Source organism: Micrococcus sp., from assembly GCF_030523875.1.
Classification (GTDB): Bacteria; Actinomycetota; Actinomycetes; order Actinomycetales; family Micrococcaceae; genus Micrococcus.
The window spans coordinates 4,466-15,409 of the sequence record NZ_JAUNHR010000061.1 but is presented as its reverse complement, the minus strand read 5'-3'; the positions used below and the strand labels follow the sequence as shown (position 1 = coordinate 15,409).

General features: G+C 76.1%; 6 protein-coding genes and 1 pseudogene. 4 read left to right on the top strand and 3 right to left on the bottom strand.

Annotated elements, in window-relative coordinates; all coding sequences use genetic code 11:
* A pseudogene (locus tag Q4D18_RS08675) lies at positions 1–192 on the top strand (DUF3071 domain-containing protein); the annotation flags it as partial.
* A gap of 7 nt (positions 193–199) precedes the next feature.
* Here Q4D18_RS08675 and Q4D18_RS08670 read toward each other — a convergent pair.
* From Q4D18_RS08670 to Q4D18_RS08660, 3 genes are all read right to left on the bottom strand, one after another.
* Positions 200–1,333: an alkaline phosphatase family protein gene (locus tag Q4D18_RS08670; protein WP_303127383.1), complete on the bottom strand. Its 1,134-nt coding sequence runs from the start codon at positions 1,331–1,333 to the stop codon at positions 200–202.
* 92 nt (positions 1,334–1,425) lie between these two features.
* The gene (locus Q4D18_RS08665; RefSeq protein ID WP_303127379.1) at positions 1,426–2,103 is read right to left on the bottom strand and encodes a DUF5998 family protein; all 678 of its coding nucleotides are present in this window, start codon (positions 2,101–2,103) and stop codon (positions 1,426–1,428) included.
* Between the two features lie 31 nt (positions 2,104–2,134).
* Positions 2,135–4,864, bottom strand: a complete 2,730-nt coding sequence (locus Q4D18_RS08660) for a GNAT family N-acetyltransferase (RefSeq protein ID WP_303127377.1) — start codon at positions 4,862–4,864, stop codon at positions 2,135–2,137.
* 49 nt (positions 4,865–4,913) lie between these two features.
* Here Q4D18_RS08660 and Q4D18_RS08655 point away from each other — a divergent pair, with 49 nt between their 5' ends.
* The 3 genes from Q4D18_RS08655 to Q4D18_RS08645 all read left to right on the top strand — a co-directional run.
* The gene (locus Q4D18_RS08655) at positions 4,914–7,517 is read left to right on the top strand and encodes a DNA topoisomerase (ATP-hydrolyzing) subunit A (protein WP_303127375.1); all 2,604 of its coding nucleotides are present in this window, start codon (positions 4,914–4,916) and stop codon (positions 7,515–7,517) included.
* 154 nt (positions 7,518–7,671) lie between these two features.
* Complete coding sequence (locus Q4D18_RS08650) at positions 7,672–8,712, top strand: 3-oxoacyl-ACP synthase III (protein ID WP_303127373.1); 1,041 nt, start codon at positions 7,672–7,674, stop codon at positions 8,710–8,712.
* Between the two features lie 26 nt (positions 8,713–8,738).
* The coding region (locus Q4D18_RS08645) for an alpha/beta fold hydrolase (protein WP_303127371.1) at positions 8,739–10,944 on the top strand (2,206 nt) is incomplete at its 3' end.

The following is a 10,944-nucleotide window of genomic DNA, read 5'->3' as shown; positions in this document are numbered from 1 at the left end:
GCCCCGGTCCCCGCCGCACCCGTCCCGGAGGCAGAGCCCGTCGACGAGGAGGAGGCGCCCGCGACGCCCGCCCCGCGCCCCGGCCGCGAGCGCCCCGCGATGCCGACGCCGCGTCCCCGGGCCCGCTCGGCCGCCCGCCGCGCGTCGGTGCCCAGCTGGGACGACATCGTCTTCGGCCGCAAGGGCGACTGAACCCGGCTCAGCGCCGCCAGAGCAGCAGCGGCACCTCGCGCTCGGCGCGGGTCGGCGAGCCGTGCTGGCCGACCATCTCGAACGCGCGCGGGGACACCCGGCGCCCGTCGTAGAGGGCCAGGTCCCCGTGGCATGCCACGAGCAGCTCGCCGATCCGGGGCAGCACGCGCTCCTCGACCCGTGCGCCGAACCACCCGGCGGCCACGGCCTCCGCACGGGTGAGCACCCAGGCGTGCGCGCCGAAGCGCTCCTGCCACGCCGCGCGGGTGCGGTCCCGGACGGTCTCGTCGGCCTCCGGGGCGAAGTGCAGCTGCACCAGACGCGGCTCCCCCGCCGTGTGCGCCACCCCCTCGAGCAGGGCCGGGTCCACGAGCCGGCCGGCGTCGTCGCACGCGGCGTAGTCCACGCGTCGAGAGGCGGGCACGTCCACCATGCCGTGGTCCCCGGTCACCAGGACGAGGGTCCCCTGAGGCACCTGGGCCACGAGGCGCCGCACGGCCGCGTCGACCTCCTCGAGGGCGTGGAGCCACGCGTCCGAGCCCACGCCGTGGCGGTGCCCGGCCTTGTCGAGCTCGTTCGCGTAGAAGTACACGAGGGTGGGTTCGCGGGCCTCGGTGAGCAGCCGCACCGCATGCTGCGTCCGCGCGATCAGACCGCGGCCGGCCAGGAACCTGCCCCCGCGCAGCCCTGCCCGCGTCAGGGCGGATCGCTCGAACTCGGGCAGGGACACGGTGACCGCGTCCACGCCCGCCGCCACGGCGCGCTCGAACACGGTGGGCCGCGGCTGCCACGCCAGCGGGTCCGTCGCCTCGTCCCAGCCGCCGAGCATGTTCACGACGACACCGCGCTCCGGGTCCAGCACGTCGTAGCCGGCCACCCCGTGCTCCCCCACGTCCAGACCGGTGCCCAGGCTCGTCAGGGACGCGGCCGTGGTGGTGGGCGTCGCCGCGATCAGGACACGCCCGCCGTCGGCCATCCCGGCCCGCAGGGTGGGCGCGTGGCCGCCGTGGCGCTTGAGGACCGAACGCCCGAGCCCGTCCACGAGGACCACCACGGCCCGGCGGGTCGCGCCCAGCCCCAGCGCGTCCTCGAAGTCGGGGACGCCCAGGGCGGCCGCGGCGGAGGTCAGCACCGAGCGCATCGCGCGCTCGGGGGGCGTGGGCGCGGTCGGGGCAGCCGGCCCGTCGGCGGGGGTGAGCGCGGCCGCCAGGGCGGAGCCTCCCGCGTCGGGGCTCACGCGCCCGCCTCGAGGTGGGCGCGGCGCAGGACCCGGGCGAACCGCAGGGCGGAGTCCACGGCCCCCTGGCCCTCCGCGTCGGCGGCCACGCGGATCACGAGGTCCTCGCGTGCCGTGGTGCCGGTGTAGCCGTGGTCGGCGTCGCACTGCGGGTCCGCGCAGCCGGCCGGCTGCAGGTCCACCCGCTGCCCCCCGGCCCACTGCACGCCCAGGGTCATCTCGGCCACCGGGTCCTGCGGGCGGAACCGCTCCGGGTGGGCGTGGCCCGTGGTCAGCAGCACCGACTCGATCGCCCGCAGCGGCACCATCTCCGTGGAGACCTGCGCGAGGACGGCCTGGCCGGCGGGGTCCGCCGCGTGGTCGTCCAGGTGCACCGCCAGCATGACGTCCCCGGCCACCACCAGCACCGTGATGTGGCGGTGGATCTCCTCGTAGTCGAAGTGGGTGTCCACGTGCACCAGGTGCGCCTGCGCGGTGCGCCCCTCCAGCTCGACGGCGATCGCGTGCGCCACCAGCTCCGGGTAGTACCCGGCGCGGCGCAGGGCCTCGTCGAGGGTCCCGGTCGCGTCGAGCGTGCGGTGGGCGGCGGGACGGGGCCGGCGGGCCGCATCGGGGCGGTCCCCGTGGTGGTCGTCCGGGGAGCCGTGGTCGTGGGTCCAGCGCAGCGGGGTCATGCCCACCATGCTAGGCGGGGCCGGGCGCCGGTCAGCTGGCGCGCAGGGCGCGACGGGCCGAGTCGGTACGGCCCACCGCATTGGCCACGTCCACCTCGGCCGCCAGGACCGTGACGCCGCTCGAGGAGGCCAGCACGGGGGCGAAGCGCAGCCGGGCCACGGCCGCCAGGTCGTCCTTGAGGCAGCTCACGCGGGCCACGAGGTCCTCCAGCGCGGGCAGGTCCACTGCGGGGACGCCGCCGGCGCCCTCGAGCTTCACCGCTGCGCGCGGGGCGCGCACCATGCGGGCCACGTCCCGGTCCGTGAGCGGGGGCACGCGGTGCACCCAGTCGCCCAGCAGGTCGGTGGCGTCCCCGGCCATGCCGAAGGACACCACGGGGCCCAGCAGCGGGTCCTCGAGCGCGGTGACCATGCAGGACTGGCCCGTGGGCGCCATGGACTGCACCTCGAGATCGGTGACCCGGAACGGGGCGAGCACCTGGCGCATGTGCTCCACGTTGCGGCGCAGCGAGTCGGCGTCCACCACGTTCAGGCGCACCCCGCCCAGGTCGATGCGGTGCCGCAGGTACGGGTCCACGGCCTTCACGGCCACGGGGAAGCCGAGCTCCTCCGCGGCGGCGACGGCCTCCTCGGCGGTGGAGAACCGGCGCGAAGGCAGCACGGAGATCCCGTACAGCCCCAGCAGGCACTCGGTCTCCTCCCCGGTCAGCCGGACCAGCTCGGTGCCCCGGGCACGGCGGCACGCGGCCTCCACCAGGGCCTCGGCGGCCCGGACGTCCACGCCGGACAGCTCGATCGGCTCGCCGGCGTCCTCGCGGCGCCACGCGCCGTACTCGGCCAGCCGCCCCAGCACGGACAGCGCCGCACGCGGGGACGGGTAGAACGGCAGTCCGGGCTGGCGGGCGCCGGGCTCGGCGTCGTCCGCCGGGGCCCCCGTCCCGCCCAGGCGGGCGCCGGCGAACCGGGGCGTGACGGCGTCGGGCAGGCTCGCCAGCACGGGCACGGGGGCGTCCCGGGCGACCTCGGCGAGCGCGGCGGCCACCTCCTCCGCGGTGCCCTCCTCCTGGTGCAGGCCCAGGCGCCCGACCACGACGACGGCGTCCGTGTCCCCCGCGGCGAGGGCCGCGGCCACGTGGCGCACCAGCTCGTCGGCGGGCGGGGCGATGCCCTGCTCGCGGTCGCCGAGGCCGAGGGTGGCCACGACCTCGAGGCCGGCCTGGGCGGCGGCGTCGCGGGCGATCCGGTCCAGCGCGAGGGAGTCGACCACGAGGGTGACGCGGCGGCCCGCGGGCAGCGGCTGCGTGGCCACGGCCATGAGCAGGTCGAGCATGTCCTCGTGGGTGGCGACCTCGAGCACACCGGTCTGGTCCAGCATGGAGTCCACGGCGCCGGCCGGCGCCTGGGTGGTGCGGACCTCGTGGCCGGGGGGCAGGGCGCGGCCGGTGACGTCGGAGCGGACCACCACCACGGGCTTCGTGCGGGAGAGCCGGCGGGCGATGCGGGTGAACTTGCGGGGGTTGCCGAAGGACTCCAGGTACACGCCCAGCGCGGCGGTCTGGGGGTCGTCCTCGAAGAACTGCATGGCGTCGTTGCCGGAGACGTCGGCGCGGTTGCCGGCGCTCAGCGAGGTGGACAGGCCGAGGCCGCGGCGCTTCATGGCCGCCGTGATCATGGCGCCCACGGCGCCGGACTGGCTGAACAGCCCGACGGGGCCGCGGTGGGCCAGGCCCGGGGACGGGGACGCGTTGAGGCGCACCGCCGGGTCGGTGCGCACGAGGCCCGAGGAGGCGGGGCCGATCACGCGCATGCCGTGGGCCCGCGAGCGCGCCACGATGCGGCGCTGGGCACGCAGGCCCGCCTCGCCGGCGTCGGCGTAGCCGGAGGTGAGCACGAGCAGGCCCTGGGCGCCGAGGGCGCCGGCCTGCTCCACGACCTCGTCGACCTCCGCGACGGGGACGGCCACGACGACGAGGTCCACCTTCTCGCCGATCTCGGCGAGGGAGGCGTGGGCCGTCAGGCCCTGGACGTCCTCGGCGGCCCGGTTCACGGCGTGGACGCGGCCGGTGTAGCCGCCCTCGAGGATGTGGCGCAGCACGATGGAGCCGACGGCGCCGGGGTCCCGGGAGGCGCCGACGACGGCCACGGACTCGGGCTCGACGAGCTCGGCCACGGAGCGGGCCTCGGCGCGGTGCTCGCGGGACTCGACCACGGCGCGCCAGCGGGCGGTGGGGTCGATGGGGAACTCGACGGCCACGACCCCGTCCTCGAAGTGGCGGGTCACCTCGAAGCCGGAGTCCTGGAAGACGGAGAGCATCTTGCGGTTCTCGGGCAGCACCTCGGCGGTGAACCGGCGGATGCCGTTCTCGCGGGCGGCCACGGCCAGGTGCTCCATCAGGATCGAGCCCAGGCCCTGGCCCTGGGAGGCGTCCGAGATGTTGAAGGCGACCTCGGCGGCGTCGGAGTCCCCGTAGCGGTCGTAGCGGCCGACGCCCAGCAGGCGGTCGCCGCGGACGATCACGAGGGCCACCCGGTCCCGGTGGTCCACGTGGGTGAACCGGTCCAGGTCCTTCTGGGACAGCTCGGACTTGTACGTGAAGTACCGCAGGTAGATGGAGGACTCGGACTGGCGGGCGTGCATGTCCTGCAGCCCGGGCGCGTCCTCGGGGGTGATGGGGCGCAGGCGGGCGGTGGCGCCGTCGCGGAGCACCACGTCGGCCTCCCAGCGGCTCGGATACGCGCTTGCCGTGTCGGTGTCAGCCATAGGATTCAGGGTAGACAACAACCGAGCCCGTGAGGATCCCCCCAGCACCATGATGGCCAAGTCGTCCCGCTCCCGCACCGCCGAGGCTGAGGGGGCCCGCCCCCTGCCCCCGGAGCAGGAGAACATCGTCGACGTCGACGTCTCCGTGGAGATGGAGACGTCCTTCCTGGAGTACGCCTACTCGGTGATCTACTCCCGGGCGCTGCCGGACGCGCGCGACGGGCTCAAGCCGGTGCAGCGGCGCATCCTCTACATGATGTCCCAGATGGGCCTGCGCCCGGACCGCGGGCACGTGAAGTCCGCGCGCGTGGTGGGCGAGGTGATGGGCAAGCTGCACCCGCACGGGGACGCGGCCATCTACGACGCGATGGTCCGCCTGGCCCAGCCGTTCTCCCTGCGCCTGCCCGTGGTGGACGGGCACGGCAACTTCGGCTCGCTCGACGACGGCCCGGCCGCCCCGCGCTACACCGAGGCCCGCATGGCTCCGGCGGCCCTGGCGCTGACCGCCGACCTGGACGAGGACACGGTCGACTTCGTCCCGAACTACGACAACCAGTTCCGCCAGCCCGGCGTGCTGCCCGCCGCGTACCCGAACCTGCTGGTCAACGGCGCGGCGGGGATCGCCGTCGGCATGGCCACGAACATGGCCCCCCACAACCTGCGGGAGGTGGTGGCGGCCGCGCGGCACCTGCTCGCGGAGCCGGAGGCGGACCTGGACGCGCTCATGGCGCACGTGCCCGGCCCCGACCTGCCCTCGGGCGGCAGCATCGTGGGCCTGGACGGGGTGCGGGACGCCTACGCCACCGGGCGCGGCACGTTCCGCATGCGGGCCACCGCCTCGATCGAGCAGGTCTCGGCGCGGCGCACCGGCATCGTGGTCACCGAGCTGCCGTACGCGGTGGGTCCGGAGAAGGTCATCGAGCGGATCAAGGACGGCGTGCGCGCCGGACGCCTGCAGGGCATCTCCGACGTCGTGGACCTGACGGACCGCAAGCACGGGCTGCGGCTCGTGGTGGAGCTGAAGTCCGGGTTCAACGCGCAGGCCGTGCTGACCTCCCTGTACCGGCACACGCCCATGGAGGAGACGTTCGGCATCAACAACGTCGCCCTCGTGGACGGCCAGCCGCAGACCCTGGGGCTGCGCGGGCTGCTGCAGGTGTACGTGGACCACCGCCTGGACGTGGTGCGCCGGCGCACCGCGCACCGGCTCGGCCGCCGCCGGGACCGCCTGCACCTCGTGGAGGGCCTGCTGCTGGCGCTCGTGGACATCGACGAGGTCATCGAGATCATCCGCACCTCGGACGACACGGCCGCGGCCCGCACCCGGCTCATGCAGGTGTTCGACCTCTCCGAGCGCCAGGCCGAGCACATCCTCGAGCTGCGCCTGCGCCAGCTCACCCGCTTCTCCCGCATCGAGCTCGAGGCGGAGCGGGACGAGCTCGCCCGCGCCATCGCCGAGCTGGAGGAGATCCTCGGCTCCGAGGCGCGCCTGCGCGAGGTGGTCTCGGACGAGCTCCAGGCCGTGGCGGACGAGTTCGGGGACGATCGCCGCACCCGGCTGGTGGACGCCGAGGCGGCCCCGGCCGTGCCGGCCGGCTCCCCCGCATCCGCGGGCGCGGCCGGGGCGGCGGCACCCGGCGGGGAGCTGATGATCCCGGACACCGCCTGCTGGGCGCTGCTCACCACGAGCGGGCGGCTGCTGCGCACGGCCGACCGCACCCCGCTGACCCCGCAGGGACGCCGCCGCAAGCACGACGCCTTCACCTCGGTGGTCCCCACCACCGCCCGCGGCGAGGTGGGCGCCCTCACGAGCGCCGGACGGCTGCTGCGCCTGCCGGCGGTCGAGCTGCCCGGCGCCCCCGAGCCCTCGGCGGCCCCGCCGCTGACCGACGCCCGCCCGGCCAAGGACCTGGTGCCCCTGGCCAAGGGCGAGGCGATCGTGGCCCTCGTGCCCCTCGACGCGGTGATCGCCCTGGGCACCGCGCGCGGGGTGGTCAAGCGCGTGCGGCCCGACTGGGCCCTGAACCGGGACGAGCTGGAGGCGATCGCGCTGAAGGACGGCGACGCCGTCGTGGGCGCCGCCCCCGCCCCGGACGACGAGGACCACCTCGTCTTCGTCACCCGCGCCGGCCGGCTGCTGCACTACCCCGCCTCGGCCGTCCGCCCGCAGGGCCCGGCGGCCGCGGGCGTTGCCGGGATCCGCGTGGCGGAGGACGACGCCGTCCTGGCGTTCGGGGTGGCTCCCGCCGCCTCCCTCACGGCCGAGGGCGAGGACCCCGCCGCGCACCCGCGCCCGGCGGTGGTGGTCACCGTGACGGACGGGGACGCCGACCTGCTCGGCGCCCCCGGCGGCTCGGTGAAGGTCACCCCGCTCGGGGAGTACCCGGCCAAGGGCCGCGGCACCGGGGGCGTCCGCGCGCACCGGCTGCTCAAGGGTGAGACCCACCTCGTGCAGGCGTGGGCCGGAGCCTCCCCCGTCCTGGGCGCCTCCCGCGCCGGCGTCGCCCGGTCGCTGCCCGTGGAGTACGGACGCCGGGACGGCTCCGGGGTGCCGGTGGACCAGCGGGTCGAGGCCCTCGGCGCGGGCGGCTCCCCCGACCTCGTGGCCGCGGCGCCGATCGAGGACACCGGGGTGGAGGTCTCCGCCGACTGAGCGCTGACCTGGGACGGGGTCGCCCGGGCGGGGGCCGGGCCTCGGCGGCCACGCCTGCGGCGAACGGCATGGGCCGGACCGGGGCGCACGGACGGCCCTCGGATAGAGTGGGGAACCGTCCGTCCTCGGACGGCCCCCCACGTCTTCCAGCAGAATGGTCCAGGTCCCGAACGTGTCCGGTAACGCCAGCTTCGAGTACTCCCGCGCCGCCCTCCTCGCCGTGACGGAGGTGGAGGCCCCGCTGGAGGTCACCTCCGACGACCTGGACGCCCAGCTCACGGACGTGCTCACCCGCCTGCGCCTCCCGAACCACCTGCTCGAGCGCGTGGCCGGCGTCAAGGTCCGCCGCAACTGGGACGCGACCAAGGACTTCCAGCAGGCCGCGGCTGAGGCCGGCACCGCCGCGCTCGCCCAGGCTGGCGTCGCCCCCGAGCGCGTGGGTCTGCTGCTGAACACCTCGGTCACCCGCGCCACCCTCGAGCCCTCCGTGGCCGTGCGCATCCACGACCTCATGGGCCTGCCCACCTCCACCACGAACTTCGACATCACCAACGCATGCCTCGGGTTCGTCAACGGCCTCATGCTGGCCTCCACCCTGGTCGACGCCGGCCAGATCGACTACGCCGTCGTGGTCGCCGCGGAGGACGCCTCCAAGGTGCAGGCGGCCACCGTGGAGAACCTGCACGCCGAGACCACCGTGCGCGGCAACTTCATGGAGCAGTTCGCGTCCCTGACCCTGGGCTGCGGCGCCGCCGCGGCCGTGGTGGGGCGCATCGAGGACCACCCCGAGGGCCACCGCATCCTGCGCGGGGTCACGCGCGCCGGCACCGACCACCACATGCTGTGCGTGGGCGACCACAACGGCATGTTCACCGACTCCACGGCCCTGCTCGAGGACGGCCTCGAGCTGGTCATGGACGCGTGGCGGGACGTGCCCGCCGAGTGGGCGTGGGACTCCGCCGACCGCTACATCACCCACCAGGTCTCCCAGCTGCACACGGACGCGATCTCCGAGTCCGCGGGCCTGCCCAAGGAGAAGCTGCCCACCACCTTCCCCGTGCTCGGCAACGTCGGCCCGGCCTCCCTGCCCATCACCCTGGTCCGGGAGCAGGACTCGCTCTCCGAGGGGGACCGGGTGGTGTGCCTGGGGGTGGGCTCGGGCCTGAACACCGCCATGCTCGAGATCCAGTGGTGAACCGACGAGGAGGACGAGAGACCCCCATGCCGCACATCCCCGCCGCCCCCGCCGCCCTCCCCCCGCACGAGCAGCTGCCCGGGTGGGACGCCGCGTGGTCCCGCCTCGTCACCGTCCGCTCGGCCGCGGACCCGGACGGCGTCGACCGCACCCTGCACGTCGCCGACACCGGTCCCCTCCTGGACGCGCTCGGCGCGGACGTGGTCGGCACGATCGTCGCCGTGCACGGCAACCCCACGTGGTCGTACCTGTGGCGCTCGCTGCTGGCGGAGACGGTGCGCCGCGCCCGGCGGGGCCAGCAGGCCTGGCGCGTGGTGGCCCCGGACCAGCTGGACATGGGCTTCTCCGAGCGCCTCGAGCACCCGGCCAACCCCACGCCGTCCGAGATCGGCCGGGAGGGCAGCACGTACCGCGGCCTGCGGCAGCGCGTGGACGACCTCGACGCCCTCCTGGCCGAGCTGGGGATCACGGCCCAGGCCGAGGCCGGCCACCCCGTGATCACCCTCGGCCACGACTGGGGCGGCGTCGTCTCCCTCGGCTGGGCCGGGCGCCACCGTGACGCCGTGGTGGGCGTGAGCACCCTGAACACCGCCGTGCACCAGCCCCCGCAGGCCTCCCTGCCCGCGCCCCTCCAGGCGGCGCTGGCCGGGCCGGTCCTGCCGGCCTCCACCGTGGCCACGGACGCGTTCATCGCCGTGACCACCTCCCTGGCCAAGCCCTCGCTCGCCCCCGAGGTGCGGGCGGCCTACCACCTGCCCTACCCGGATGCGGCCCACCGTGGCGGCGTCGGCGGGTTCGTGGCCGACATCCCCGTCGACCCCGCCCACGGCAGCCACGCCGAGCTCACCCGCGTGTCCGACGGCGTCAGCGCCCTCGGCGCCGCCGGCGTGCCCGCCCTCATCCAGTGGGGCGCGGACGACCCCGTCTTCCTGGACCGCTACCTCGACGACCTCCGCGACCGCCTCCCGGCGGCCCGCGTCCACCGCTACGAGGAGGCCGGCCACCTGCTGATCGACGACCGCGACGTCGTCACCCCGCTGCTGACCTGGGCGCAGCTGCTGATCGCGGGCCGGCTCGAGGACCCGGCCTCCGGTCTGCCCGGTCCCCGCCCCCACGCCGACGACGACGCGCCCGCCACCTCGGCCCTGCCGGTGCTCGGCGTCACGGGGCGCGCGGTGGAGCTGGAGCTGCCCGCCGCCGACGGCGAGCCCGGCGACGGGGACGGCCCCGCGCCGGCGTCGGCGGGCGTGCCCCGCCTGTGGGACCAGGTCGAGGACTGGGGCGCCCCGGACTCCCCCATGCGCGACTACACGGCGCTGGTGGACATGGCCGGTGCCGCGTCCTCGCGCGCCCTCGTGGGCGGCCGGCGCCGCCCCGCCGCCGTGGGCTGGGGCGAGTTCCAGGAGACCGTCTCCGCCATGGCCACGGGCCTGTGGGAGGCGGGCATGCGCCCCGGCGACCGCGTCTCCATGCTCGTGCCGCCCGGCCGTGACCTCTCGGCCGCGCTCTACGCGGTCCTGCGCGTAGGCGGCGTCGCCGTCGTCGCGGACCAGGGCCTGGGGGTGACGGGGATGACCCGCGCCATGAAGTCCGCCCGGCCGCGCTGGATCGTCGGCCAGACCCCGGGCCTGACCCTGGCCCGCGCCCAGTCCTGGCCGGGCACCCGGATCTCCGTGTCCACCCTGGCCGCGCCCCAGCGGGCCCTGCTGGACGTCTCGGACTCGCTGTACGCGATGGTGGAGCGCCACCGCGGCCCCGCCGCGGCGGGGCCGCGCGACGCGTTCGGCGCCGTGCTGCCCGAGCCGGCCCTCGCCGCGGACGCGGCCGTCTTGTTCACCTCCGGCTCCACCGGCCCGGCCAAGGGAGTGGTGTACACCCACGAGCGCCTCGGCCGGCTCGTGCAGATGATCGGCCGCACCCTGGACCTCCGCCCGGGGGCGTCCCTGCTGGCCGGGTTCGCGCCGTTCGCCCTGCTGGGCCCCGCGCTCGGGGCGGCCTCGGTGACCCCCGTCATGGACGTCACCAAGCCGGCCACGCTCACCGCCTCTGCGCTGGCGGACGCGGCGATCGCCGGGCAGTCCTCCGTCATGTTCGCCTCCCCCGCGGCCCTGGCCAACGTGGTGCAGACCGCCGCGGACCTGACCCGTGAGCAGCGCGCCGCCCTGGCCGGGGTGCGCCAGCTGCTCTCCGCGGGCGCCCCCGTGCACCCGGCGCTGCTGCGTCAGCTCTCGG